We start from the raw sequence: 26,832 nt of genomic DNA on the forward strand, positions 1-26,832 counted from the left end.
CCACGACTGTAATTTAAATTTAAATTACCGTTGACAATTTGCCTATGATCAAATATATTATCCATAAGAATAAAAGTTTCCTTAAGGAAACATATATGCAGATGAGAAACAATAGACACATTAATAGGCTATATAGTTTAAACTGAATAATTCAAGTTGCGGGAAAAGTGGCGGAGGGGGATTTTGGAACTGGAGGAGCGGTAGCGGCCGGAAGTCCAAAACTTCTCTGGAGTCACGGCCAATCCCAAAACCTAAAAAGACTAGATAGACCAAATAAGAGACGGGGTGCTGACATGATTCAGATTAAAGGTTTAAATGTTGATTATTTCGGCCATTCGGCGCTGGAAGGAGTGACGCTCGATATCCCCTTCGGGCATTCGGTAGGCATTATTGGGCCCAATGGCGCCGGTAAATCCACATTCATTAAGGCGCTGCTGGATGTGATCAAGAAGAGAAGCGGAACGGTGAAGGCAGAGGGGAAGGACATTGCCCTGTACAGACGGAATATCGCCTATGTGCCGCAGAAGAATGACATCGACCTGACTTTTCCCATTACAGTGAAGGATACGGTCCTGACCGGAACTTATCCGAACCTGAAGCTGTTCCGGCGTCCGGGGAAGAAGGAGAGAGCGATTGCAGAGCGCAGCATGGCGATGGTGGAGATCGGTGACCTTGCGGATAAGCAGATCAGCAATTTGTCCGGCGGGCAGCTGCAGCGGGTGTTTATCGCCCGGGCGCTGGCCCAGGAGGCCAGTGTGTTTTTCCTGGATGAGCCGTTTGTCGGCATTGATATGGTCAGCGAGCGCATCATTGTGAACCTTTTCAAGCAGCTCCGCGAGGAAGGCAAGACCATCCTGGTGGTGCATCATGATCTGCATGAGGTCGAAGAATATTTTGACAAAATCATTCTGCTCAACAAGCAGCTAATCGCCTTCGGAGATGTGCAGGATACCTTCACCACGGAGAACATCCGCAGAGCTTACGGTACATCCCTCGGCAATGTAATGATCCAGGGGGCGGGAGGTGCCGCTCATGCTTGAGTCCTTATCCAGTCTGCTGAATATTCCGGTATACGCTCTGAACGCCGGGTTATCTGCGATTATCCTCGGGATTGTCTCGGGGGCGCTCGGCAGCTTCATCGTTCTGCGCAAAATGTCGCTGATGGGCGATGCCTTATCTCACGCGGTGCTTCCGGGCGTCGCCCTGTCTTATATTCTGGGCATCAACATCCTGCTGGGCGCTTCGTTGTTCGGCCTGTTAGCCGCTATTCTCATTCAATTCATCACCAGCCGCAGCAATATTAAGAGCGATACCTCCATCGGCATCATTCTGAGTTCGTTCTTTGCACTCGGCATTGTCTTGATTACGTTTGCCCGCAGCGGGCTGGATCTCACCCATATTCTGTTCGGCAACATTCTGGCCGTTCCGCAATCCGAGCTGCTGCAATCCTTCATCATCATGCTGGCGGTGCTTGCCATCATTACACTGCTGTACAAGGAGCTGCTGATCAGCTCGTTCGATCCGGTGGTAGCGAAGGCATACGGACTGAAGACCGGCTTCTATCATTATCTGTTGATGATGCTGCTCTCCGTAGTGACCGTCTCCTCCCTGTCCCAGGTTGGGATTGTGCTGGTCATCGCCATGCTGGTCATTCCGGCAGCCACCTCGTATCTGTGGTCTAATTCCTTGCTGCATATGATCGTTTTGGCCTCTGCAGTAGGGGCAGCCTCGGGGATCATCGGTGTATACGTGAGCTTCCGCTACAATTTGCCGACAAGTGCAACCATCGTGCTGGTAGGCGTCACGCTGTTCAGCATTTCATTCATCATATCGCCTAAGAATAATTTTCTGCGGAAAGGATTGAAGCAAGCATGAGACTGTTCAAAATACTATCGGCATCCGTACTCATTCTACTACTCGCAGCATGCTCCAACACCAGTAAGGGGGGAGCGGATGACGGTAAGCTGGAGATCGTGGCCACGTATTCGATTATTGCAGACATGACCCGGAATATCACCGGAGATAAAGCGGAGGTCTACAGCATGGTGCCTATCGGCACTGACCCGCATATGTATGACCCGCTGCCCGCAGATACAGCCAAGGTCTCGAGTGCGGACCTGATTTTCTATAACGGCTTGAATCTGGAGACCGGCAAGGGCTGGTTCCAGGATCTGCTGAAGGTGACGAAAAAGGAAGCTGCCGCGTTTGCCGTCTCCGAAGAGGTCACGCCGATGTATCTAACCGAGAAGGGGAAGGAGTCCCAGGTTGACCCTCATGCCTGGCTGGATATACAAAATGCGGTCAAGTATGTGGACGTCATTACCGCGCGTGTGATCGAACGGGACCCGGACAACAAGCAGTATTATCTGGATAACCAGACCGCGTATGTGAAGGAGCTGACGGAGCTGGATCAGTATGCCAAGGAAGCTGTGAGCAAGGTCCCGCAGGAGAAGCGCGTCCTGGTGACCAGTGAAGGGGCCTTCAAATACTTTTCCCAGGCCTATGGCTTCGAGTCCGCCTTCATCTGGGAGATCAACACGGACAGCCAGGGAACACCGGAGCAGATGAACCGGATCATCGGCATTATCAAGGAGAAGCAGATTCCGGCGCTATTCCTGGAGACGAGCGTCAACCCCAAGACGATGGAGACGATTTCCCGCGAGACCGGTGTGCCGGTGCACTCCAAGATTTTCACGGATTCTCTGGCTAAGGAAGGGGAAGAAGGAGACACCTATCTGAAGATGATTAAGTGGAATATCGATAAGGTCGTTGAGGGCTTGTCCAAGGAATAGGCAGATGCCTGTGTGCGAAAAAGAGACCGCAACAACAAATAACCCGCAAGGCCGGATAAGCACTGCTATCCTTGCCTGCGGGTTATTTGTTATCCTTAGGGGTTATTTTGTGTGGTGACAATCCCGAGCACGAAGCCGTCATAGCCCTTGCTGCCTACTGTCTGTATAGCAGTAGCATCTATACGCGGCTCTGCGGAGAGCAGCTCCATGAATTGCCGGATGCCTTGAACCCGGTCATCCGCACTGCCCGGGTCAATAACCTCGCCGTCACGCACCACGTTATCGGCTACGATGACTGCGCCCGGCCGGGCCAGCTTCAGCGCCCACTTCAGGTAATGCGGATTATTAGGCTTGTCGGCATCAATGAAGATGAAGTCAAACGGCTCATAGCCCCGGGCTTCCAGTAGCGCCAGCGAATCCAGCGCGGGGCCTTCAATTACCTCTGTCTTGTCTGCCAGCCCCGCCATTCTCAGGTTATCCTCAGCTACTACAACATGCTTGTGCTCGAATTCCAGCGAGACCAGCCTGCCCGTCTCCGGCAACGCCCGCGCCAGCCAGATGGTGCTATAACCGCCCAGGGTGCCAATCTCCAGAATGTTGGACGCTCCCTTCATTAGGGCGAGCAGATGCAGCAGCTTCCCCTGATTCGGAGCGACATCAATCGCCGGTAAGCCGGCCCCTGTATTCGCATCCAGCACAGCATCCAGGACCGGATCTGCCGCCAATAATCGGTCATTGAAATAAGCGTCTACGTTGCTCCATTTGTTCTGTTCTTCCATGTGAATCCCTCCGTTAGTTGTTTTTTTGTATTGGTGTATTAGAACTGCTTTAAATATAAGGGATTATCATTCATAATACTAATATATGTTGATGGTCTAATCATAAGTATTAGTTATGAATATAAATTATAAATAGGAGCGTATTTATGAACATTCATGCACTGCGGCTTTTTTATTATGTAGCCGAGACGGGAAGCGTTACGAAGGCGGCTGCCCGGCTGAGGATCAGCCAGCCGGCGGTGACCAGCCAGATCAAGAGGCTGGAGAAGGATTTGGGGTTGCCGTTGTGTAGTCCCAGCGGCCGGGGAATCTCGCTGACTCCCTTCGGGACAGAGCTGGCGAAGCAGGCAGGCAATCTCTTCACCTATGAAGAACGGATAGAGGAGTTCGTAGAGGATTACCGCCAGGGCCGGAAGGGGAAGCTGCGCATTGCCGCCACCTATCTTCCGGCGAATTTCCTGGTCCCGGGCTGGGCCGCCCGGTTCAAGGCAGGGCAGCCCGAGATGGAGATTGAGATTACCACGACCAATTCCACGCAGGCCTTTGAACAATTGCAGCGTCATGAAGCGGATGTGGCCTTTTACGGGGGCGGAGCCAAGGAGAAGCCGGAGGATGTAGACTGGCTGGAGCTGTTTGAGGATGAGCTGTGGTTCGTAGTGGCCCCTTCCCATCCTTTTGCCAATGGTACGGTATCGCTGCCGGAGATGATGCAGGAGCCGTTCGTGATGCGTGAGGAAGGCAGCTCCACCCGGGAGCGTCTGGTCTCGCTCTGTACAACCTACGGCCTGAAGCCGCCGCGTGTGACCCTGCAATTCAGCGGGTTGGGCGAAGTCATTCGTTCGGTCATGGCAGGGTATGGCGCCAACTTCATCTCCTCGCTGGCTGTGCGGGACTATGTGGAGTGGAAGCAGTTATGCCGGGTACAGGTGGAGGGCATTCAGCTTAGCAATCATATTGCTGTCTGTACACGCAAGAACGAGACCCTGTCAGCCGGGCTACAGCGGTTTATTGACATCTGCCGGGAATGATAAAACAATAATTAAATATTATTATTCGATCTAAATATATTGATAAACGATAAATACTGTGTTAAATTGAACTCACAATTAATGAGTGAGGTGCTTGTCTTGATGAAACGTAAACCCGCTTCAACCACTTTTTTGAAGGCTGTGATTCTTCTGCTGGGCATGGGTGCACTGGCCCTGTGTATCTTTGCGGTTCCGTCCATCGCCGGCTTTGCAGCCGAGCTGTATCCGGAGCATGCGTACCTCAAGGCTCTGGTCATGATTGATTTATACGGGGCGGCGGTACCTTTCTACATTGCGCTCTATCAGACCTTCAGGCTGCTGGGGTATATTGACCAGAACATGGCCTTCTCGGAGGCTTCGGTACAGGTGCTGAAGAATATCAAGCACTGCGCAGTGGCCATCAGCGGGATATTCGTTATAGGGTTGCCGCTGTTCTATCTGATGGCGGAGAAGGATGATGCCCCGGGGATCATCGTCATCGGGATGATCCTTATTTTTGCCTCGCTGGTCATTGCCGTGTTCGCGGCAGTTCTCCAGAAGCTTTTGAAAGACGCTATTGAACTGAAATCTGAAAATGATCTGACAGTCTGAGGTGACGACCATGGCGATTATAATCAACATTGATGTCATGCTGGCCAAACGGAAAATGAGCGTAACCGAGCTTACGGAGCGGGTGGGAATTACGATGGCGAACCTGTCCATTCTGAAGAACGGCAAGGCCAAGGCGATCCGCTTCTCAACGCTTGAGGCGATATGTAAGGCGCTGGACTGCCAGCCGGGAGATATTCTGGAATACACAGCGGATGCTATAGAATAATGGACACCGGGAGCGGGGAGGGAACGGTATTGAGAGTCATGACACGGCTGCTGCACTTCGGGTATCATCAGGCGATGAGCTGTATTTTTCCTGTAGCGATCTTTGGAACGTTAATCCTGACCCGCACAATAGAGCTGCCGTTCATCCACCGCTATGATCTGATTCTGCTAATCCTGCTTACTGTGCAGTATCTGATGTACCGGAGCGGGCTGGAGACGCTGGATGAGCTTAAGGTCATCTGTGTGTTTCATATAATTGGACTGGTGCTGGAGATGTATAAAATAAAAATGGGCTCCTGGGCCTACCCGGAACCCGGTTATGCGAAGCTGCTCGGTGTGCCGCTGTACAGCGGATTCATGTATGCCAGTGTGGCAAGCTACATGTGCCAGATCTGGCGCAGGCTGAAGATGGAGTTGACCGGCTGGCCGGGTCTTGCCGCTGCGGGACTGCTGGGAGGAGCGATCTACCTGAACTTCTTCACCCACCACTATATTCCGGATTTCCGCTGGTGGCTGACAGCCCTTGTAGTAGTGGTATTCTGGAGAACCTGGATCATCTACCGGGTGCAGGGTAAGACGTACCGGATGCCGCTTGTGCTGGCTTTTGCCATTGTAGGCTTCTTCATCTGGCTGGCCGAGAATATTGCGACCCTCCTGGGAGCGTGGCAATACCCGGACCAGCACGAGAGCTGGCAGCTGGTAGGCTTTGGCAAGATCAGCTCATGGTTCCTGCTGGTGATTATCAGCGTGATTATTGTCGCTCAGCTTAAGCATGTGAAGGCCGGCCGGAACGGGTCCAGATAGCCAGTCCGTCCAGCGGATAACGGAAGGACGGTCCCGTTCCGCCGGAGACGGAAGGGATTAGCGAACATTGTTCCCCGTTGTAATCAAGGGAGAATAGCTGTTCAATGTGATAGACACCGGGAGACGGTGCTGACTCATAGAGTCTCAAGGCGACTCCAGCAGCCGTTGCTGCTGTGATGGATGCTTCATGTACGCCTGTGATTCCGTATTCTCTGGAGGCGGGTATACCGTCCTTCATGCCACAGGCATCGACTTTGACCGCGTAGCGCTCGGACCCGAAGCGGAAGCGGGTGAACGCCTGGACCGCGAGGTTGCGGAGCGTCCGGTTACGCAGCAGACGGGAGAGTCCGGTGCGGCGCAGCAGCGCTGCGGCTGACGTCATGCTCCGTGAATCGAAGCAGAGCCGGGTCGAGACAGAAGGTACGGTAAGGGTCTGAGGCAGAGTCATCTGATCCGAAAAAGGAAACCGGTAGGCTCTATGCGTCCGCAGAGCAAACCCGAAATCCGCAGACTTAGCCTCCGTGAAGCTTGAGGCGGTGCGCGGTCTGCCGTGTTCGGTAATCTCGAAGTCGGCTCCAAGGTTGTCCACCGTCCACTCCATAGCCGCCTGTCCATGGCTGTCACCCAGTCCCAGCATGATCGAGATGTCGATCTGCTCTGTATGGTCCAGCTCCTGGACAGCCCGTGCCGCAAGCAGGTTCGTTAACCCTGGTGCGAGGCCGACACTCAGCACTGCTGCCGCCTTGAGCTTATGCTTCACAGGGTCGAGCCTTTGCAGCATAGTCAGGAAGTCTCCGCTTGCCGAGACATCTACATAATGGGTGCCGCTCTGGAGGCAGGCTTCGGCCAGCCGGGTGTCCTGCTGATCCAAACACATGACGACCAGCTTGACCTTCCCCAGCAGCTCTGGGGGAAGCGGCTTCTCTGCCGACAGGCGCAGCGGCTTCACATATCCGCCGGTACTGCGGGAGAATTCCTCTGCCCGGTTCAGGTTTCTTCCTGCCGCGTAGACCTTGCCGGGGTGCTGTGCCCCGAGTAGCCGGCATATCTGTGACCCGACATGCCCGTAGCCGCCGATTACTACAATATCTGTTTTCATGAGTATTCCCGTCCTTCGTGGTGGATTGCAGAATCTGCGGTATAATTAACGTTACGTATCATTATCCTGCTAAGGCGGGCGGCAGACTATCCCACATTTGTGGGATTTCGGGAGGACAGAAGATGAACAAGGGAGTACATAGCCTATTACAGCTTGACCCTGTCCGGGGTGGTCCGGTTCTGGATTCACAGCAGTACCGCGAAGCGGTAATTGCCAGGCTCCGCCTGCTGGTTCCGTTCGCTGCGGCCTGTTGTACGACAGTAGACCCGCACACGCTTTTAACCACAGGGGCAGTCACGGAGCAGGGACTTGAAGAGGTTCATCCGCTATTGTTCGAATATGAATATCTGCATGAGGATTATATGAAGTATGAGCAGTTAGCGGTGTCGGATATTCCGGCAGTCTGCTTAAGCGGAGTGACCGGGGGAAGCCTGGAGAAAAGCGCGCGGTACCGCAAGGTGCTGCAGCCCGCCGGATTCGGGGATGAGCTGCGCGTAGCGCTGCGCACAGGCGGGGTCTGCTGGGGGTTCCTGACCTTATTCCGTCAGTTGGGCCAGCCGGCGTTTCAGGAGCAGGAATGTGCCTTGTTGGCTTCGGTAGCTCCGCTGATCGCTGAACGTCTGCGTGCGTATGCCTCCGTCCTGCCGGTATCCGGAGCGGACCGGGCAGTGCCGGAGGATAACGGTATTCTGGTGTTGAGTGAGCGGCTGGTCCCGGTCAGTGCGAATGCAGCAGCCCGTTATTGGCTGAAGCAGATCTGGAGCCTGGAGCAGCTGGAAGAAGGGCAGCTTCCAGGCCCGGTGCGTGCCGTTTGCCTGCGGGTGCTCGGCGCGAAGAAGCCCGCCGGAGCCGGGACTTCTCAGGCAAGAATAAGTCTTCCAATCGGAGACGGGGCGTATCTGACAGTTACCGCAAGCCTGCTTGGCGGCCCGCAGACACAGCTCGCCGTATCCTTGGTAAGTGCCCGCTCCGGCGATGTTTTCCGGCTGCTGGCCGAAGCCTTCGCCCTGACCGCGCGGGAGAAGGAGTTGGCAGAGCTGCTGGCGCTGGGGTTATCGACCAAGGAGCTGGCCGAATCGCTGCATATCTCCGCCTACACGGTACAGGATCATTTGAAATCCATTTTCGCCAAGACAGGCGTATCCAGCCGCAGAGAGCTGATCAGCCGGCTGCTTCCGCGATAAGGGTCGAGAATTACTTATGTGAATTACTAATGTAGAACAAATAAGGGGAATCTCCACAGCCTTTGGCTGGAGATTCCCCTTGCTTCATGTTCGGACTTGTATAGATCTGGAACTGCTTCGAATGAATTCTTACTGGCGCAGTGTCTTCAACGCGCCGCTCCAGGCCAAGACCTGATCCAGCATAGCATTGACATTGGCAGCATGCAGGTCAGCCGGCTTGAACACCGAGCCGTTCTCGAAGTCGGTGAACAGCGAGAGCAGCGGGTGGACACGAACATCGGCGACGGACAATTCGCCGAGAATACCGCGCAGATGCTCAGCAGCGCGGGCGCCACCGGCGGAGCCGTAGCTGACGATTCCAGCAGCCTTGTTGTTCCATTCTTCGCGGGCAGAATCCAGTGCGTTCTTCAGTGCACCGGAGAGACTGTGGTTATATTCCTGAACGATGAATACGAATCCGTCCAGGGTAGCCAGCTTAGCTGCCCAAGCCTGAGCTTCAGCGTAGCTGTCGCTCTCCCCGAGCAGCGGCAGCTTGAAGTCAGCAATATCTACGATTTCGTAATTAGCATCTCCACGGGCATCAGCGATCCCCTTCACCCATTCGCCTACCTGCGGGCTAACGCGGCCCTGGCGTGTGCTTCCAAGAATAATTCCGATATTAAGTGTTGTCATTGTAATTCCTCCTCGAATTTTGTTTTCCGTAATTTGTTTTGCTTGATATGTTTTTTATTATAGCTGATAACTTTAATAAAGCAAGTGAAATTTTGAAACCTAGTTAAATTTTTAGTTAAAATTAAAGCGGCCCAATCGCAGACCCGAATCTGGGAAGGCAATGGACCGCAATTGGTATTATGTCTCTGGTTGCAGCTAATGGCCGGCTTCGGCCGAGTTCACTTTTCCAGCCAGCCGTTTAACCACATAAGGTATGGTGATGGAAGTAAGGATAACAGTAAAAGCAATCTGTGCTATAGCTGTATCCGCATATGGTGCATAAGCCGGGTTAAAACCGGCAGCTATCCCGGGCACAACCATCGATAGACCGGCGACTGAACAGGTAGCCGCCGCTGCATACCCCGGGCGTTTTAACAAGTGACGGTCAATCATAACCAGCGGCAGCAGACAAAGCAGGAAGAAGAGTAAGGTTAGCAGCAGGCCGGATAAGCTCGATCGGAAGGCCAGGCTCAGGTTGATGCTAGACCCGAAGCTGATGCCGAGGAATGGCAATAGGATCACTGTTCCCGGAGCAAACATCCTCTGAAGGTTAGCATCAAGATTGCCAAGCAGTATACCTACGGCAAAAGGGAGCAGCGTGGCCGCCACGCTAAGATAATCAATCTCTGCCCCGCTGGCCGAGTTCAGAATCATGACCGGAATGACCGGAACAGCAATCAGGTTCAAAATACCAAAGGCTCCCTGATCCATTTCATCTCCGTAGGAATTCATCAGCGCCAGGTAAAGGCCCGGATTGCAGCTAGTCAGCACTGCGATGAAGGCAATGGCAGAAATACCGGCAAAGCCCTCGATGCCGAACCCATAAACGAATGCCCATCCAAACATCCAGGCGATCAGGATTCTTGCCAGAACATGCACCCCGGCGCGCTTCAGTGTAGCAGGGAGCAGGCGGAGGTCCAACTGCGTCCCGGATACAAACAGGATCAAGCCGATAAGCACCATCGTTCCTCTGGAGGTAAACAGAGCGGTTGTAGGATCACCAATGCCGAACAGCTGCGGAAACACCGTGTTGACGGCGGCTGCCAGCAGCATGGGGACGATGAGCAGACCGCCAGGTATTTTTTGGACAGACCGTAGTATATTCATACTGTCTACAGCTCGGCCCCGTTCGTCCGGATAACATTCTGATACCAATAGAAGGAATCCTTGCGGGTTCTCTTCATCGTCCCGTTGCCGTAGTCATCCTGATCCACATAGATGAACCCGTAACGTTTGCTCATTTCCGAGGTAGAAGAGCTGATCATGTCAATCGGCCCCCACATGGTATAGCCTATCATTTCGACACCATCCTGAATGGCCAGCCCCATCTGATCGATATGTTTTCTCAAGAAATCTATGCGGTAAGGATCGTTCACAGTACCGTCTTCATTCAACTTGTCGTAGAAGCCTGAGCTGTTCTCCAGAATAAACACAGGCTTGTGGTAGCGGTCATACACCAGATTCAACGTATACCGCAGCCCCACAGGGTCGATCTGCCAGCCCCATTCATTTTCAGGCAAATGCGGGTTTTTATAGACACTGTGTACGTTACCTGCCGTCAGTTCGAGCTGCTCTGTGTCACTGCTGGAGATCATGGAGTTGTAGTAGGACATACCGACGTAATCCGCTGTATGTGCACGGATGCTATCCAGATCGCCATCCTCGATGTGCAGCGTGATATTTTTGTCTTTGAAATAAGTCTTGGCGTAATAAGGATATTCGCCCAGGTTCAAGACATCGAGGAAGAACTGGTTTTTCATCTGGTCATCCTTCTGCATCTGGAGGGCATCCTCCGGTTTGCAGGTGTACGGATAGGTAGTGAAGTAAGCTACCATGCTGCCGATTTGGTTACCCGGATCAATCTTATGCGCCAGTCTGGTCGCTCTAGAGGCTGCCACGAACTGATGGTGTAACCCCTGGAACAGCATTTCCTCATAATTCGGTGCATCGTATTCGATAATTCCGAGCGTTTTTGCTCCGGCTTTGACACTCATATTGATCTCATTGAACGTCACCCAATACTTTACTTTGCCCTTGTAACGCTTGAATAACACCTCGCAGTAGTTGACATATAAGTCCACCAGCCTGCGGTTATACCAGCCGCCGAATTTGTCAATCAGCACGATCGGCGTATCGAAATGGCTAATGGTGATTAGCGGCTCCATGCCGTGCTTCAGGCACTCTTCAATCACCTGATCGTAGAATTGCAATGCCTTCTCGTTCGGGGCGGCATCGTCTCCGCCTGGGAATACACGGGCCCATGCGATGGAGTAACGGAAGACCTTGAAGCCCATTTCGGCGAACAGAGCGATATCCTCACGGAACGTGTGGTAAAAGTCGATGCCGCGGCGTTTTGGATATTTAACCGTATCCGGATCGTTTTTGGCCTCTTCAATCATCTCGCGGTTAATCTTCATCTGCTTGGTTACTTTACGATCGTTATTGGAGTTGAATTTCATCACATCTGGAATGGTCAGGCTCTTGCCGTCTATATTGTAAGCACCCTCTGCCTGACAGGCGGAGAGAGCGCCTCCCCACAGGAAGCCTTCCGGAAACAGAGATTGCGTCATTATAGTGTTCCTCCTTAATTGTATGAGTTACGGAATCAGTTTCAGCAGTGCTTCGCCTTCTTGGATTGAACCGCTATCTGAGGCCGTCAGTACATCGGCGAACTGCTGCATGTTGGTCACGACAATAGAGGTAATTGTAGGGTAGCCATCGGCAATAATTCCTTTGGAATCGAATTCCACCAGCAGGTCGCCTGCCTGAATGGATTGACCTTGCTCTACATAGGATTTGAAATGCTTGCCTTTCAGGCTCACCGTATTTACGCCGATATGAATCAGTATTTCCACGCCGTTCGCTGCTTTAAGCCCGATGGCGTGTTTGGTTCTGTACAATGCCTCAACCACTCCGTCAAAAGGTGCGTAGACTCTGCCTTCACTTGGCACGATGGCAATGCCTTTGCCCATCAGCTCCTGAGAAAAGGCTTGGTCCTCAACCTCGGCTAACGGCTTAATTTCACCTGTCATCGGACTGACGATCAGCATACCAGCGGTATCCGCAGCGCGGGATGCCGAAGGGGTGGCATCCTGAGTGGCTGCCGGCGGAGCGGCGTTCTTCTTAGCCTTCGTAATGGCTTGCCCGCCCGCATCTTCCTTGATGCCTGCGAGCAAGGTGAATACAAATCCCAGAACGACTGCTGCGATGGACCCGATCACAATATAGACGTAACGGTCTGCTGTATACGTTCCCAGGGCCAAGACTCCCGGAAGGGCGATGGCATTTGCACTCGCATGAACAATACTGTAGAAACCGCCTACGATTCCGGCTGCCGCACACCCGGCAAAGAACGGCCGTTTGTAACGAAGATTAACGCCGTAAATCGCCGGCTCGGTAATGCCGAACAGGGCGGTGAAACCGCTTGACCCGGCTGCGGATTTCATCGTATTGCTCTTGGTGAGAACGAAAACACCGAAGGCGGCTCCCGCCTGGGCCAGGTTAGCTGCAAGAGAGGCCGGCAGCAGCATGGTCGAGCCTATGCTGGCAATCTGTTGAATCTGGATCGGCATAATGGCGTAATGCATGCCAAACATAACCATAATGGGCTTGAAGAACCCGAGAATCGTACCTGCCAATACGCCAACGGTTGCATACAGGTAGTTGATGCCGTCGGTCAGCCAAGTACCGATATAAGAGCCGACCGGTCCAAGTACGATCAGTTCCAGCGGGATCATGATGAACAATACAATCATTGGAGTTAAGAGCACCCGCAGAAACTTGGGAATGAATTTGTCCACTACAGGGTAGAGGTAGCTCATGACCCACACGCCCAGAATGATTGGAATCACCGACGAGGAATATTTCATCAGCAGGATCGGCATGCCGAGGAAATCGATTGTTTTCACGCCGGTTTCGGCAATTTTGGCTGCGCCATCGAGAATCACGGGATGCATTAATCCGGCAGCAAGCGCAACGGCCAGATACGGATTGGTTTTAAATTTCTGGGCAGCACTTACAGCGATGAAGAAGGGCAGGAAGTAGAAAATCAGATCGCCAATCATATTGACGATGGACAGGAACCCGGAGCCTTCCATCCATCCTAGCGCTGCCAATACTGTAGCCACGCACTTGATCATACCGCAGCCGATCAAGGCCGGGAGCACTGGAGTGAAGATGCCTGCAATCGTCTCAAGGACCACATTTACCGGATTTTGTTTCTTTTTGGGAGCTGCATCCCCGTCTTCGCTCTGGAGGTTCTCCGAGGTGAGATTGCGCAGCTCAGCATACACAGCATCTACCTTGTTCCCGACCACCACTTGAACCTGCCCGCCTGCATTCTGCGCCTTCAGTACGCCTTCGAGTCGGTCCAGCGCCTTCAGATCGGCCTTTCTGTCTTCTTTAAGCACGAATCTCAGCCGTGTTGCACAGTGGGTGAGCGATGAGATATTACGTTCGCCGCCTACAAGCTCCAGTACGTTTTGGGCCAATTCCTTGTTGTTCATGACCATTCTCCTTACATAAAGTAGTCTGGGAATAAAAAAATGACCAAGCAAGGGAATCGTCATTCCCGTGTGCTTGGTCATGCCTGATCGAATCAGTAACAGTCCAATTCATAGTATGCAATTATCGGGCAGGGCCGGCTAGTCGTTGGAGATTAACCTTTGAATGTGAAGAATCAGATACAGCTTCTCATCATTGGTGCAGCTCCAGCCGTAATTGTTCTGCAGGAATGCCGCGATCTTCTCCACACACTCCAGTTCACGCGGGAATTTCTCTGTTACCATCTCAAACAACGCTTCATTCTCTTTCTTCAGCGACTTGCCGCTCATCTGCCGCATGATGAAATAACGGACATGGGTGGCGAAGCGCATGAAATGAATGGACTCTTCCTCAAAATCAATTTTCAGCGCGTATTTGATGATGGACAGCATCTCGCCGGTAACGGTGGTAATTTTGGTTGTATCGCTCATTTCTCCAGACCCCACCTGGGCATTCACAAAATGTAAGGCAATCAGGGTCGTTTCGGCTGCCGGGAGACGGACTCCCGCTGTAGCTTCAATTAACTGGACTGCAGCTTCACCTACACGGGTCTCATCCGGGTATAGGGTGCGCACTTCCCATTCCAGCGGATTCTTGATGGAGACACCTTCACGGGTACGGGCCAGAGCGAAACTTATATGGTCAGAGAGAGTGAGCAGCAGATTGGTATTGAACGTCTTATGCAGAATGTCGCTGCCCATGGTAATGACTTCTTCCGCCAGATAGATATGCTCAATCGGAATGCTGTTCAACAAGTCGTACATGCGGATGTTTTTGGGAGCGACAAAGATTTTCTCCACCACCATATCGGTTTCAGTCAACTGATAGGGGGTTTTTGGGAAACCAACGCCCTTGCCAACCACAAACACTTCCTCATTGTTGTCATTAATAGCAATAGCTACATTGTTGTTCACTTTTTTGATGACCTTCATACATACTCACCTCCCCTCCAAATAAAAATGACCGAAAAGGATTACAAAAAAATGTAATCGTTTTCGGTCATGCCTGGTTGCCCAGTAACAGTCCGTGTAAGGAATATAACCTTATTATAATCAGCAGATTCGAAAAGTCAATCATGCATTTTATGGGTATTAGAAATCAATTTATATGTCATTTTGCATAACATTGAATAGCTGATTTTAGGCTCGAATACAAAATATTCAGCGAAATAATTGATTGTCATGATGAAATTAGCTTAAAATACACTCAACAAGTCAGTTATTCTGACATATAATTAAGGAATCTTAAGTATCTATAATATATGGAGAGGTGGGGCAGCCATGATAGAGGAAAAGAAACGGCAGGCAGAGCTTGAGCTCCCGCGTGATTGCACCTTCTCGCCTGAAGACTGGCGTATTCTGGCCCAGTACTGGTATCCGGTGGCTACGGCAGCAGAGGTACAGGATCAGCCGGTGGCTGTGAAGCTGCTGGATATGAAGCTGGTATGCTACCGCAGCGGAGGCAAGGTGGTTATTGCCCGGGATCTGTGTTTTCACCGGGGAGCCCCGCTGAGTAAGGGATGGGTGGAGAACGGGGAGATTGTCTGCCCGTATCACGGGTTCCGCTATAATTGTGAGGGGAAATGTACTGCGGTACCGGCACATCCAAGCGCCAAAATCTCGCCCAAATTGAAATTGATTGTCTATCCGGCCATCGAACGCTACGGTCTGATCTGGACCTGCCTGGCAGATGCGCCGGAGCAGATTCCCGCCTTCCCGGCCTGGGATGATCCCGACTATATTAATATTCTAATCCCAAGCTTCGATATTGCCGGCTCGTCTGGGCGGCAGATGGAAGGCTTCCTTGATGTATCCCATTTCGCTTACGTGCATACGGCAACCTTCGGTGACCGCAATAATACAGAGGTTCCCCAGTACAAGGTGTGGCGTGAAGGGGAGACGGAGCTGGTGGCAGAATACTGGAGCACGGTCAGCAACTATGGCAAAGGGCAGGAGAATCCTGCGCCGGAAGGCTTCCAGTGGCTGCGGGAGTTCCGTGTATTCGCACCGTTCGCCGCTTCGCTAACTGTCTATTTCCCGGATGAGGGCAGGCTGAAGATTCTGAACTGTGCTTCTCCGGTGTCGGCCCGTTATACCCGGCTGTTCTGCCCGATCTCGCGGAATTTTGACAAGAACGCCCCCTTGGAGGACACGGTGAAATTCAATCTGCAGGTGTTCCAGGAGGATGCGGAGATGGTGGAGTCGCAGACGCCGGAGGATCTCCCGCTGGATCTGCAGGCTGAAGCCCATATTCCGGCAGACCGCACCTCCATTGCTTATAGACAGCTGCTAAGCAGTCTAGGGCTGGGGCAGAATTATACGTCCTGAGCATTATTAACAGCACACGCCCGGCAGCAGAGAGCAGAAGCTCGGCAGCCGGGCGTGTGCTGTTGTGTTGATTGGGTCTAGGCTGCCTGCGTAACGTCGAGTCAGCGGCAGCAGCTAGACCGTATAATTTTCCAGAGAAAGGCTCCATCTTCCGTCCACAAGCTCAATTCTGTGCAGGCTGGCATAGGAAGCCGGGAATTTACTGCCACGGTTATTCCAATCGATCCCTTTGATGATGTGATAGATGATATTTATGACACCGCCGTGTGTAACAATAATTATGTTATCATCGGGGCCGCTGTCCGCATGCTCTTCGCAGAGCCGGGTGAAGGTCTCTTGAATCCGTGTGAAAAATTCGAGCGGACTCTCTCCGCCGGGATAACGCTCGTCCATCCGCAGTCCTGAGAAGTATAAGCCGGGGTACCGTTCGTTCACGATTTCGTTCGGCATACCGGCGATCACGCCATTGTTCATCTCCCGCCAATCCATGCTGCGCACCAAGGGTAACTTCAGCTCTCTTGCCAGCTCGCCGGCTGTATCCAGCGCCCGCTGCAGATCACTGCTGACTATACGTTGTATAGGGAATGAAGCCGAATTCTCTCTCAAAAAACAGCCCAGCTTCTCGGCTTGTCTGTAGCCTTGGGTATTTAGCCCCCGCTGGCTCCATCCGCCGCGATATCCTTCGTCATCCTTGCCGTGTCTTACCAGATATATCGCCAACTGCTCCTCGGCCCCCTGTTCTATGATGCGTAAGTATGATTCCTTAAAAGGTTCCTTCAAAAAGGATATCCTGCTAAGTCTATCACTTACTTTCCAGAATGTTCAAGAACAGAAGTTACAGTAGGAGTAACGTAGCTTGACAATACCTGGACACAGCTTGCTTGGAGGGTTCGGGAAACTACTTGTTGTGCGGCACGAAGACAATACGCTGCTGGCTGCCCGGCGGAGTCTTCCATACTTGTTCAATTTCGGATAGCGGGTAAACCACAGGGTTAGCTGTAAGCTGACCCGCAGCAATCGCTTGGATCAACGCCGGGAATTCGGCCAGATATCCGGCAGGCGTGACGGACCCCTGGCCGCTGCCGATGATCTGGAAGTTGGCAGAACGGAGTGCAGCGGAAGGAATCGCGGCGTCCGCGCCTGCCATGGAACCGATCTGAATCCAGGTTAACAGCCGGCTGCGGTCGGACCGGCGGGTTAATATCGGGAGCATGGCGAGTGCAGCAGGCTCACCCCACAGATAGTCGAGAACGATATCCACTTCAGCTGAGGCTTCGCCGAGGTTCCGGGCCACTGCCCCGGGATCTCCGGTAAGCGATATGACTACATCTGCACCATACTGTGTAAGCGAACGCAGACGTTCCGGGTTCCGCCCGGCAGCGATGATCTGACTGGCTCCCATAAGCTTGGCGATCTGCACGGCCATTTGTCCAGAGTTGCCGGTAGCACCCAGAATGAGAACCTTGAACCCGGGCTTAGCCTGAACCCGGCGGCGGAGAGTTACCCAGGAGGACATAGCCGGATTCATCGCGGCGGCGATGAGCACGGGATCAGCATCTGCGGGGAGCGGGACAGCACGGCGAAGATCGATGAGGGTCTGGTCTGCGAACGATCCCAGGGCCGTATCGGTGGCTACAAAATAGACCAGCTTGCCATCCGGGAGCCGTCCGACGCCGTCAATTCCTGGGATTAACGGAAGTTCATCCGTACTCGTGTAGTGAGAACCATTGGCTTGTGCCCGGACCCGGAGATGTAATCCGGCAGCCAGCACATCCACCAGAGCTTCGTGTTCTCCTGAAGGTACCGGAGCGTCAACCTTTTCGTATTTCGGACCTGAATCGAATGATCTTACAATAGCAGCGTACATAAATAGGCCTCCATTTACCCGGATAGTTACCCGGGTGAGTGTATTGGTTTGTGAAACAAACTAAAAGGTTTGTAATACAAACAATAATAGTTTGTATTGCGTACAAAGTCAACGGCTGCTGTGGTACAATAGGAGCGAACAGGTCTGAAATATACAAAAGTGCGGAGTGAAATCAATGAGCGGTTACGATAATTCTTTTGATAAGCTGGATGATCTGTCGATGGTAGACAGCCTTGTGCAGCTATCCTTCCTGGTGCAGAATATCCTTGCCCGGATAGGCACGGAGCATGATCTGTCGATCATTCAGATCCGTCTGCTGGGAATACTGCGCGACCGGGAGCCGGGAATGCTGCAGCTGGCCAAGCATCTGGGCCTCGACAAATCCAGTATTACAGGGCTCGTTGACCGGGCGCAGCGCCGCGGGCTGGTAGAGCGTACCGTATCAGAGAGTGACCGGCGGGCATTCAATGTGAGGGCTACTCCGGCAGGCTGGAAGATTATTCACGAGGTCGGGGAGCAGATCGAGCGGCAGATTACGGCGGTAACCGATGGTCTTACCGTGGTTGAGCGGGCACAGATGATAGCCCTGGCCAGCAAGATTCTGGTCACTGCTCCAGGGATGAGCCGCTGAACGAAACGATAGGATTCGTGACGATGAAGCACATAGGAGGGATTTTCATGGATCAGGAGCTTATGAATGAGCTGGCATCTCAATTCAAGAATTCGCTGAAGGTGCTGAACGCGGTCGGTGCCGAGACCCGGCAAGCCATTCTGATGGCCTTGCTGCAAGGGCCGCAAGATCCGGGCATGCGTGTAGGCGAGATAAGAGGGATCACCCATTTTTCCCGTCCGGTCGTGTCCCATCATCTTAGAATATTGTTAGAGGCCGGAATTGTTAGCGTCCGAAAAGACGGCACCCGCAACTATTACCGGCTGGACTCCGGAAGCAAGCTGATGGTGCTCAAAAGCTTGGTGAGCGGGCTGGAGAAGGTTCTGGCACAATGCGAGCGTGAGGCAGGGATTCTCTGATTATGGAGAATCCCTGCTTTGCGGTATGCGGAAAACCGAATACAATCGCTGCTGTGAGGTGCGTGATCCAAATGTATGCTGAAAACCGAATACAATCTCTGCTGTATGGGTGCGTGGGTGCACAGGACAAATGTATACGCAAAATTTAAGCTACCTTGTTTCAGAAAAGCATGCTATGCTATAATCACTTACCGACAGACAGTCGGTCGGTGGTTGTTTATTTACAAATAAAGCTACAGTTACACCCAAAGATGCACGTACACTTACAGTCAAGGTTATATCCAAAGCCACAATCACAGTTACTCCCAAAGTTAGTATCATCCCACCTTTACATAAGGAGACATGACCATGAGAGTTGTAAAAGAAGCAGAAGCCCGCAGAAATGAGATTCTGGACGCAGCAGAGGAGCTGTTCGGACAGAAGGGCTTCGACGGTACCAGCACGGGCGATATTCTGGGCAAGGTCGGTATTGCGCGCGGGACACTGTATTATCACTTCAAATCGAAGGAAGATATTATGGATGCGCTGATTGAGCGGACGAATGCCACTATCCTTCATGCCGCGCAGCAGATTGCTGAAGATAAGAGCATCCCCGTCATTGAGCGGATTCTCCGTGCGGTCATGGCGCTGAACATCAGCAGCGGAGACGGCAGCAGCACGGAGATTATGGAGCATATCCACAAGCCGCAGAATGCGCTGATGCATCAGAAGGTTCAGAAGGCGGTCATCCGCAGCGTTCCGCCCATTCTGGCCTCCATCATCAGCGAGGGGATTGAGCAGGGGATATTCAATACGCCTTATCCGTATGAATGTATGGAGATGGTTGTGGTCTACGCCACCACCATTTTTGACCAAGATATGGTCGAAATGACGGAGGACGAGCGAATGTCACGCATTCTGGCCTTCATCACCAACGTGGAAAGGCTGCTCGGTGCCGGGAGCGGAAGTCTGATGAGCGTGATGCAGATGTTCGGCGGCTCCGGTGGAGTGGAAGCGGGCAATGGTGATGAATAGATCCGGCACAGGCTTCGGCAGATTCCTGTTTTTGTGGTCAGGACAACTGATCTCAGCTATCGGCGGCGGGCTCACCGCGTTCGGGCTGGGGATCTATACCTTACAGCAGACCGGGCAGGCTTCGGCTATGGCGCTGGTGACATTACTGGCATTCATGCCTTCCCTCCTACTCAGTCCAGTCGCTGGCGTGCTAGCGGACCGCTATGACCGCAGGCTGCTGATGGTGCTGGGGGATACGCTCTCTGCCTTAGGTCTGATCTATATTCTGGTCTGCCTGCTGAATGGAGATGCACAGCTGTGGCAGATCTGCTTAGGGGTGACTGTAAGCTCGGTATTCTCCTCGTTGCTAGATCCCGCCTATAAGGCTACGATAACGGATCTGCTTACCGAGGAGCAGTATACGAAGGCCAGCGGGTTTGTGCAGATTGCCGGCTCCGCCAAATATCTGATTTCGCCGCTCATTGCCGGGCTGCTGCTTACAGTCTCTGATGTGAAGCTGCTGCTGATTATCGACATCTGTACTTTTTTTCTAACCGTGCCTACTACGCTTGCGGTCCGCAGCGGTCTTACCTCCAAGAAGACGGAGCAGGCACCGGCCTTTATCCGTGAATTTCAAGAAGGCTGGAGAGCAGTCTCCGGGAATCGGGGAGTACTGGTGCTGGTGATTATGACCTCGGTCATGACCTTCTTCATCGGGTTCATCGAGACCTTGTCGATGCCGATGATTCTGGCGTTCTCCAGCAGTGCGGTCCTGGGGACGCTTGAGACGGTCATGGCATCGGGAATGCTGGTGTCGAGTGTCATTATAGGGATGCTGCATATACAAAAAAATTTCGTACGCATGCTGACAGTGTCGCTTTTTTGCTCAGGAATCAGTATCGCCGTCTTCGGACTGCGTGAGAATATTGTGCTGATTGGCGCTGCCGGATTTATGTTTTTTGCCATGTTGCCCTTTACGAACACGGCCCTGGATTATCTGGTCCGCACCAATATTGACAATTCCGTTCAGGGGAGGGCCTGGTCATTGATCGGACTGCTCTCACAGCTGGGATTCGTGGCGGCTTATATGCTGGCAGGTGTGCTGGCAGACTACGTATTTACTCCCTTGCTGGTGAGCGGCGGAGTTCTGGCGGATAGTGTGGGGCGGATCATCGGCACTGGCAGCGGGCGGGGGATGGGACTTCTCATCATCATTGCCGGGCTGCTGTTAAGCGCTGCTTCGGTCATGATCTATCGGCTCAAATCCATTACAAGTCTTGAGAGCAGGGGGTAACTTATGTTTTACCGAATCATCCGCAGAGATATCCGTACAAGTAAGGGAATTACGCTCACGACTATGCTGTTCGTAGCAGCTGCAGCCATGCTCGTCTCTCTGTCAGCCATTCTAGTCGTCAATCTGACAGGGGCCATCGATCATTTAATGACACAGGCGAAGACGCCGCATTTCCTGCAGATGCATTCCGGCCAGCTGGATCAAGCCCGGCTCAAGGCCTTTGCAGAGCAGAACAACAAGGTGGAAGATTACCAGGTGCTTGATTTCCTCAATGTAGAAGGCGCGAGGATTGTCATGGACGGGCATACGCTTGCGGACAGTGTTCAGGATAACGGCTTCAGCACACAGAGCGGGAAGTTTGATTATCTGCTTGATCTGGACGGGAATGTGATTGATGTACGGGGCGGCGAGGTGTATGTCCCGATCAGTTATATGAAGGATGGCTCCATCAAGGCCGGAGGTAAGGTTACCGTGGGGGATACAAGTCTCACCGTAGCGGGGTTCCTGCGGGATTCACAGATGAACTCGCTGCTCGCTTCATCGAAGCGGTTCCTCGTCAGCACGGAGGATTATGCGGAGCTGGCGCAGTACGGAACCACGGAATATCTGATTGAGTTCAGATTGAAGGACCTGTCGATGCTGGGAGCCTTCGAGACCGACTATACCGCAGCAGGACTTGAGGGGAACGGTCCGGTGATTACATATCCCCTGTTCAGAGTGCTTAATGCGATCTCGGACGGGCTGATGATTGCGGTGATCCTGCTGGCGAGTGTGCTGGTTGTTATTATTGCTTTTCTATGTATACGGTTCACCCTCATGGCAACCATCGAGAGCGATTACCGGGAGATCGGTGTCATGAAGGCCATCGGCCTGCGCGTCTCGGATCTCAAAAAAATCTATCTGGCCAAATATGCAGCGATAGCAGCTCTGGGCAGTATCCTCGGCTTGGCATTATCGTTCAGCTTCAGAGGTCTGCTGCTTGAGAATATCAGGCTGTATATGGGCGAAAGTGCGCATCCGGCACTTGCTCTGGCCTGCGGCATCCTTGGCGTACTGCTCGTATTCCTCGTTATTGTTGCCTATGTGAACAGGGTGCTGAAGCGTTTCCGGAAGATTTCGGCGGTCGAAGCCATTCGTTTCGGTACATCCCAGCAGACCCGGACGGGCTCAGGGCGGTTTACCTTGAGCGGCAACCGGCTGCTGAACACGAATGTCTACCTGGGTGTTAAGGATGTCTTGTCCAGAAAAGCTCTATATGCAACCATGCTTGCGGTGCTCGTCATCTCTTCCTTCCTTATGATTGTGCCCCAGAATCTCTATCATACGATCTCCTCTCCAAGCTTCATTACATACATGGGCATCGGTGACAGTGATCTGCGCATGGATATCCAGCAGACGGACCATATTGCAGAGAAGGCCGCAGATATTGCGCGGGTGATGGAGCAGGATGTGATGATCTTCCGTTTTGCCGTGCTGACCACTCAGGCGCTGAACGTGAAGCTGGACAATGGTGTCGTTGAGCGGATAAAGGTTGAGCTGGGCGACCATTCCATTTTTCCGGTTGCCTATGGTGAAGGACAAGGCCCGGTTGCAGCGAATGAGATTGCCCTCTCCGCCGCGAATGCCAAGGAGCTGGGCAAGCAAGCCGGTGATTCCCTGACCCTGCTCGTAGACGGAGAAGCGAAGGAGCTTACGGTGTCCGGGATTTATTCGGATGTGACCAACGGCGGGAAAACAGCCAAGGCCACCTTCACCACGACTTCGGATCAGGCCATGTGGGCCGTGATTTATGCGGAGCTTGCAGATTCCATGCTAATCAGCAGCAAGGTGAGCGAATATGCAGAGCGGTTCAGTTATGCGAAGGTGTCCGATATCGGGGAATATGTGACGCAGACCTTCGGCTCTACCATTAGCTCAGTCGGTAAGGCTGCATGGGCTGCTCTAGCCGTGATGCTGGTTCTGAATGTACTGATTACACTCTTGTTCATGCGGATGCTGGTAGCCAAGGACCGTTACTCTATTGCCGTCATGAAATCGATGGGCTTCCGGAATTCCGATCTGACTGTACAGTATTATGCGCGTTCTATATTTGTACTGGTGACCGGGATGGTTCTGGGCACCCTGCTGGCGAACACTCTGGGGCAGATTCTTGCCGGTGCTGTGATCTCCTCCTTCGGGGCTTCGTCGTTCAAGTTCGTGGTCCATCCACTCTCGGCGTATCTGCTGTGTCCGCTAATCATGACCGGTTCTGTACTCATCGGGGTGGTTATCGGCACATCGGGCATCGGCCACATTCAAATATCCGGCAATATTAAGGAGTAGATCAAGAAGATGAAGAAGATTATTTCGGGTGAAAATATAACCAAACAATACGGCACCGGCGAGGAGCAGCGCAAGGTGCTGGACGAAGTATCCGTCGATATTCACGAAGGTGAATTCGTCTCGGTGATGGGACCTTCAGGCTCAGGGAAATCCACGCTGCTGTTTGCATTGAGCGGAATGGACCGGATCGACTGGGGCCTGGTTACTTTTGAGGGCAGGGATCTGGGGATACTTGAAGAGGATGAGCTTGCGGATCTCCGCAGAACGGAAATGGGCTTCGTGTTCCAGCAGCCGACGCTGATGAAGAATCTGAACATCCTGGATAATATCATTCTGCCGTCGATGCGCGGCAACCGGCGAAAGGTTGCGGCGATTACGGATAAGGCGCAGCAGCTTATGCAGAAGGTGGGCATCGCGGAGCTGGCGAAGCGTGATATCACGGAGGCTTCGGGGGGACAGCTGCAGAGGGCTGGCATCTGCCGGGCGCTGATGGGCAGTCCGCGCATTATTTTCGGAGATGAGCCGACCGGTGCGCTGAATCTGAAGGCTGCCGAGGAGATCATGGACCTGCTATCCGGAATCAATGAAGAAGGGACGGCTATCATGCTGGTCACCCATGATGCCACTGTGGCGGCCAGGACGCAGCGGATTATGTTCATGTGCGACGGCCGGATTGTCGATGAGATACGCCTGCCGAAATACAGCGGAGGGACGCTTGAGCCCCGCATGAACTTAATCACGGCAAAAATGCGGGAGATTGGGATTTAATATTGAAATGAACCATTAGCCCGGGCTGTTCGTATTATAGTTATTTGCTAACACCAAGGAAGAGGTGAGAGGAAATGCTGACGATTAGACATTTTACGAAGAGCTATAAGGGCGGCAAAAAAGCAGTAGATGATCTCAGTCTGGTAGTTGAACGGGGCGACATCTATGGCTTCATCGGCCATAACGGCGCTGGCAAGACCACGACTATCCGCGCTGTGGTGGGCGTGCTTGATTTTGAACAAGGGGAGATTGAAATTGACGGCATCTCAATTAAAAAAGATCCGTTAGCCTGCAAGGCGAAGCTTGCCTACATCCCGGATAACCCGGACTTGTACGATCACCTGACGGGGATTCAGTACCTGAATTTCATCGGCGATCTCTTCAGTGTATCGGGGGCCAACCGGGAGCGGCTGATTGGGCAGTACGGCGATGCTTTCCAGCTTACAGCGAGTCTGGGCGATCTGATCTCCTCGTATTCCCACGGCATGAAGCAGAAGCTGGCCATTATCTCTGCCCTGCTCCATGAGCCGAAGCTGTTAGTGCTGGATGAGCCTTTTGTGGGGCTTGATCCGAAAGCGGCGCATACGCTGAAGACGATCATGGCAGATGTGTGCAGCAGAGGCAGTGCGATTTTCTTCTCCACGCATGTGCTGGATACCGCTGAGAAGCTCTGCAATAAGATTGCGATCATCAAAGGCGGACGGCTGATTGCCCATGGTAAGACCGAAGAGGTCAGAGGCGAGAACAGCCTGGAGGATGTATTCATGGAGCTGATCGATCATGATTAATGTCTGGAGATTAACGAAGCTGCAGCTGTTATCCTCCTTCGGCCTCAATAAAGCGCTGCATACGAAAGACTCTGCACAGAGACGGAAGGCGCTGCTGCTCAGCATCGCGATGATAGCCGGGATACTCATGATCGGAGCCGTGTCATTCGGCTACAGCTTCATGATGGCGCAGTCGTTCGAGCAGCTTGGGCGGATGGACTTATTGCTGGCAGTGATGATGGCGGCCACTTCGTTGGTCGGCTTCTTCACTACGGTCTATAAGGCAAGCGGGGTATTATTCAGTTATAAGGACTACGATATGATCATGTCTCTCCCGGTGAAGACCAGCCATGTGGTGGCGAGCCGGGTGCTTCAGCTCTATGTGATGAACCTGTTCTTCACGCTGCTGGTCATGCTTCCGGCGGGGGCGGTGTATGCGATATATGTGAAGCCGGGCGTGTTGTTCTATCTGTTTTTCCTATTGACGCTCTTCTTCATTACTCTGCTGCCGATTATAGCGGCTACGCTTGTGGGCACCCTCATTAGCTGGGTCTCTTCCCGGTTCCGGTCGAGCAAAATCCTGAATATGATCCTCACGTTCGCCTTCATCATTGTGCTGATGCTGGGCTCGTTCACGCTCAATCAAGGGCAGCAGGCGATTGCAGATGTTGGAGCCGCCTTGGGTGATATGATCTTCAAGGTGTATCCTCCGGCTTCCCTGTACGTTGATGCGGTCTGCTCGTATCGGGTAAGCGCCTTGCTCTTCTTCATCGCTGTGTCTGTGCTGGTCTTTATGCTGTTCTCAATCCTGCTGGCGACCCGGTATAAGGCGATTCATACAGGGCTTATGACCAGCCGAGCAAGCCGCGGATACACGATGAAGCCGCTGCAGGCGAATTCAGCATTCAAGGCCTTGTATCTAAAGGAGCTGCGGCGTTATTTCAGCTCGGTCAATTATGTGCTGAACACAGGGATCGGGATGGTGCTGCTCCTGATGATGTCCATTTCCTTATTATTCGTCAGCTCAGAGCAGCTGGGAACTATACTTGACATCCCGCAGCTGTCGGACTCCCTAAGTACGCTGAGTCCGCTGGTGATCTCTCTATTCGTTGTTCTGAGCTGTACGACAGCCTGCTCTATTTCGCTGGAAGGCAATCATCTGTGGATCTTGACCAGCTCCCCCGTGCCCAAACCGGCAATTGTATTCAGCAAGGTGGCGGTGAATCTCACTATTACGTTACCGGTTACAGCCGTAAGCTGGGGGCTGCTGGTCTATACCCTGCGTGCCGGGTTGACGGAGAGTATATTGATGCTGGCCGTTCCGGTAATCTATGCCTGCTATTCTGCGCTGCTGGGCGTTATGGTGAACCTGAAGCTGCCCAAGCTGGACTGGACCAGTGAAGTTGCGGCCATCAAGCAGAGTGCGTCGGTGCTGGTAACGATGGTTATCGGCGTTCTCACGCTGGCTGTTCCCGCCGTACTGTTCATGCTTCTTCCTGGGGTGGGCGGAAATCTCATCCTGCTGGGATACTGCATTCTAATGGCAGCGGTCTGCGCCGGCATGTACAGATATATACAGATCAACGGGGAACGGTTATTTCAGAAGCTGTAGCTGCTGAAGAAACCACGCTTGGAACGGAAAGAGACCTGACCTGTTCCAAGAGTGGTTTCTTTGTGTATTCAAAGACAAACAAATGATCACCACTGTCT

General features: G+C 52.8%; 26 protein-coding genes. 17 read left to right on the forward strand and 9 right to left on the reverse strand.

Going from position 1 to position 26,832, the window contains the following annotated elements:
• The first annotated feature begins 296 nt into the window (after positions 1-296).
• From NYE26_RS10790 to NYE26_RS10800, 3 genes are read left to right on the forward strand one after another with little or no spacing between them, the layout of a single operon-like run.
• Positions 297-1,040 (forward strand): metal ABC transporter ATP-binding protein, encoded by a 744-nt coding sequence (locus tag NYE26_RS10790; protein ID WP_339257435.1) that lies wholly within the window; start codon positions 297-299, stop codon positions 1,038-1,040.
• Complete coding sequence (locus tag NYE26_RS10795; RefSeq protein ID WP_209875708.1) at positions 1,033-1,875, forward strand: metal ABC transporter permease; 843 nt, start codon at positions 1,033-1,035, stop codon at positions 1,873-1,875. Before NYE26_RS10790 ends, NYE26_RS10795 begins: the two co-directional genes overlap by 8 nt.
• A complete protein-coding gene (locus tag NYE26_RS10800) occupies positions 1,872-2,792 on the forward strand; it encodes a metal ABC transporter substrate-binding protein (protein WP_339255687.1) in 921 nt (306 codons plus the stop codon). Before NYE26_RS10795 ends, NYE26_RS10800 begins: the two co-directional genes overlap by 4 nt.
• A gap of 95 nt (positions 2,793-2,887) precedes the next feature.
• Here the strand turns inward: NYE26_RS10800 and NYE26_RS10805 are convergent, their stop codons facing one another.
• Positions 2,888-3,571: an O-methyltransferase gene (locus NYE26_RS10805; protein ID WP_339255689.1), complete on the reverse strand. Its 684-nt coding sequence runs from the start codon at positions 3,569-3,571 to the stop codon at positions 2,888-2,890.
• 146 nt (positions 3,572-3,717) lie between these two features.
• On the opposite strand from NYE26_RS10805, the gene NYE26_RS10810 reads away from it, so the two are divergent.
• The 4 genes from NYE26_RS10810 to NYE26_RS10825 all read left to right on the forward strand — a co-directional run bounded on the left by NYE26_RS10810 (position 3,718) and on the right by NYE26_RS10825 (position 6,219).
• Positions 3,718-4,599 carry a LysR family transcriptional regulator gene (locus NYE26_RS10810; RefSeq protein ID WP_339255691.1) on the forward strand — a complete coding sequence of 294 codons (882 nt, stop codon included), beginning with the start codon at positions 3,718-3,720 and terminating at the stop codon, positions 4,597-4,599.
• A 102-nt stretch (positions 4,600-4,701) separates the two neighbouring features.
• A complete protein-coding gene (locus NYE26_RS10815) occupies positions 4,702-5,190 on the forward strand; it encodes a DUF2975 domain-containing protein (RefSeq protein ID WP_036729895.1) in 489 nt (162 codons plus the stop codon).
• A 10-nt stretch (positions 5,191-5,200) separates the two neighbouring features.
• The gene (locus tag NYE26_RS10820) at positions 5,201-5,416 is read left to right on the forward strand and encodes a helix-turn-helix transcriptional regulator (RefSeq protein WP_036729893.1); all 216 of its coding nucleotides are present in this window, start codon (positions 5,201-5,203) and stop codon (positions 5,414-5,416) included.
• Between the two features lie 29 nt (positions 5,417-5,445).
• Positions 5,446-6,219: a DUF817 domain-containing protein gene (locus NYE26_RS10825; protein WP_339255694.1), complete on the forward strand. Its 774-nt coding sequence runs from the start codon at positions 5,446-5,448 to the stop codon at positions 6,217-6,219.
• On the opposite strand, the gene NYE26_RS10830 is transcribed toward NYE26_RS10825, so the two are convergent.
• A complete protein-coding gene (locus NYE26_RS10830; protein WP_339255696.1) occupies positions 6,182-7,318 on the reverse strand; it encodes a saccharopine dehydrogenase NADP-binding domain-containing protein in 1,137 nt (378 codons plus the stop codon). The genes NYE26_RS10825 and NYE26_RS10830 overlap by 38 nt on opposite strands.
• A gap of 122 nt (positions 7,319-7,440) precedes the next feature.
• On the opposite strand from NYE26_RS10830, the gene NYE26_RS10835 reads away from it, so the two are divergent.
• Positions 7,441-8,502, forward strand: a complete 1,062-nt coding sequence (locus tag NYE26_RS10835) for a LuxR C-terminal-related transcriptional regulator (RefSeq protein WP_339255698.1) — start codon at positions 7,441-7,443, stop codon at positions 8,500-8,502.
• Positions 8,503-8,631: 129 nt separating this feature from the next.
• Here the strand turns inward: NYE26_RS10835 and NYE26_RS10840 are convergent, their stop codons facing one another.
• The 5 genes from NYE26_RS10840 to NYE26_RS10860 all read right to left on the reverse strand — a co-directional run bounded on the left by NYE26_RS10840 (position 8,632) and on the right by NYE26_RS10860 (position 14,687).
• Positions 8,632-9,174: an NADPH-dependent FMN reductase gene (locus NYE26_RS10840; RefSeq protein WP_036729889.1), complete on the reverse strand. Its 543-nt coding sequence runs from the start codon at positions 9,172-9,174 to the stop codon at positions 8,632-8,634.
• Between the two features lie 195 nt (positions 9,175-9,369).
• Complete coding sequence (locus NYE26_RS10845; RefSeq protein WP_339255700.1) at positions 9,370-10,320, reverse strand: 2-keto-3-deoxygluconate permease; 951 nt, start codon at positions 10,318-10,320, stop codon at positions 9,370-9,372.
• 5 nt (positions 10,321-10,325) lie between these two features.
• The gene (locus tag NYE26_RS10850) at positions 10,326-11,783 is read right to left on the reverse strand and encodes a family 1 glycosylhydrolase (protein WP_339255702.1); all 1,458 of its coding nucleotides are present in this window, start codon (positions 11,781-11,783) and stop codon (positions 10,326-10,328) included.
• Between the two features lie 27 nt (positions 11,784-11,810).
• Positions 11,811-13,718 (reverse strand): beta-glucoside-specific PTS transporter subunit IIABC, encoded by a 1,908-nt coding sequence (locus NYE26_RS10855; protein ID WP_339255704.1) that lies wholly within the window; start codon positions 13,716-13,718, stop codon positions 11,811-11,813.
• Between the two features lie 138 nt (positions 13,719-13,856).
• On the reverse strand, positions 13,857-14,687 hold the full coding sequence (locus NYE26_RS10860) for a PRD domain-containing protein (protein WP_339255706.1): 831 nt from the start codon (positions 14,685-14,687) through the stop codon (positions 13,857-13,859).
• Positions 14,688-15,035: 348 nt separating this feature from the next.
• Between NYE26_RS10860 and NYE26_RS10865 the strand changes: the two genes are divergently transcribed.
• On the forward strand, positions 15,036-16,082 hold the full coding sequence (locus NYE26_RS10865) for an aromatic ring-hydroxylating dioxygenase subunit alpha (RefSeq protein WP_036729879.1): 1,047 nt from the start codon (positions 15,036-15,038) through the stop codon (positions 16,080-16,082).
• 114 nt (positions 16,083-16,196) lie between these two features.
• On the opposite strand, the gene NYE26_RS10870 is transcribed toward NYE26_RS10865, so the two are convergent.
• On the reverse strand, positions 16,197-16,802 hold the full coding sequence (locus NYE26_RS10870) for a histidine phosphatase family protein (RefSeq protein WP_339255708.1): 606 nt from the start codon (positions 16,800-16,802) through the stop codon (positions 16,197-16,199).
• Between the two features lie 178 nt (positions 16,803-16,980).
• Positions 16,981-17,949 carry a zinc-binding alcohol dehydrogenase family protein gene (locus NYE26_RS10875; protein ID WP_339255709.1) on the reverse strand — a complete coding sequence of 323 codons (969 nt, stop codon included), beginning with the start codon at positions 17,947-17,949 and terminating at the stop codon, positions 16,981-16,983.
• Positions 17,950-18,124: 175 nt separating this feature from the next.
• Between NYE26_RS10875 and NYE26_RS10880 the strand changes: the two genes are divergently transcribed.
• The 8 genes from NYE26_RS10880 (at position 18,125) to NYE26_RS10915 (ending at position 26,734) form a co-directional block, all read left to right on the forward strand.
• Positions 18,125-18,580 carry a MarR family transcriptional regulator gene (locus NYE26_RS10880; protein ID WP_339255711.1) on the forward strand — a complete coding sequence of 152 codons (456 nt, stop codon included), beginning with the start codon at positions 18,125-18,127 and terminating at the stop codon, positions 18,578-18,580.
• A gap of 47 nt (positions 18,581-18,627) precedes the next feature.
• Positions 18,628-18,978: a metalloregulator ArsR/SmtB family transcription factor gene (locus NYE26_RS10885; protein ID WP_339255713.1), complete on the forward strand. Its 351-nt coding sequence runs from the start codon at positions 18,628-18,630 to the stop codon at positions 18,976-18,978.
• A gap of 348 nt (positions 18,979-19,326) precedes the next feature.
• Complete coding sequence (locus NYE26_RS10890; RefSeq protein ID WP_339255715.1) at positions 19,327-19,992, forward strand: TetR/AcrR family transcriptional regulator; 666 nt, start codon at positions 19,327-19,329, stop codon at positions 19,990-19,992.
• Positions 19,985-21,265 (forward strand): MFS transporter, encoded by a 1,281-nt coding sequence (locus tag NYE26_RS10895; RefSeq protein ID WP_036730223.1) that lies wholly within the window; start codon positions 19,985-19,987, stop codon positions 21,263-21,265. The genes NYE26_RS10890 and NYE26_RS10895 overlap by 8 nt, the downstream gene beginning before the upstream one ends.
• 3 nt (positions 21,266-21,268) lie before the next feature.
• Positions 21,269-23,587: an ABC transporter permease gene (locus tag NYE26_RS10900; RefSeq protein ID WP_339255717.1), complete on the forward strand. Its 2,319-nt coding sequence runs from the start codon at positions 21,269-21,271 to the stop codon at positions 23,585-23,587.
• A gap of 9 nt (positions 23,588-23,596) precedes the next feature.
• Positions 23,597-24,355, forward strand: coding sequence for an ABC transporter ATP-binding protein (locus NYE26_RS10905; RefSeq protein ID WP_209875682.1), 759 nt, complete (start codon positions 23,597-23,599; stop codon positions 24,353-24,355).
• Positions 24,356-24,429: 74 nt separating this feature from the next.
• Complete coding sequence (locus tag NYE26_RS10910) at positions 24,430-25,143, forward strand: ABC transporter ATP-binding protein (protein ID WP_339255720.1); 714 nt, start codon at positions 24,430-24,432, stop codon at positions 25,141-25,143.
• Positions 25,136-26,734, forward strand: a complete 1,599-nt coding sequence (locus NYE26_RS10915) for a hypothetical protein (RefSeq protein WP_339255722.1) — start codon at positions 25,136-25,138, stop codon at positions 26,732-26,734. Before NYE26_RS10910 ends, NYE26_RS10915 begins: the two co-directional genes overlap by 8 nt.
• Positions 26,735-26,832: the final 98 nt, after the last annotated feature.

It is taken from the genome of Paenibacillus sp. FSL P2-0136, from assembly GCF_037975325.1.
Lineage (GTDB): Bacteria > Bacillota > Bacilli > Paenibacillales > Paenibacillaceae > Paenibacillus_AQ > Paenibacillus_AQ silagei.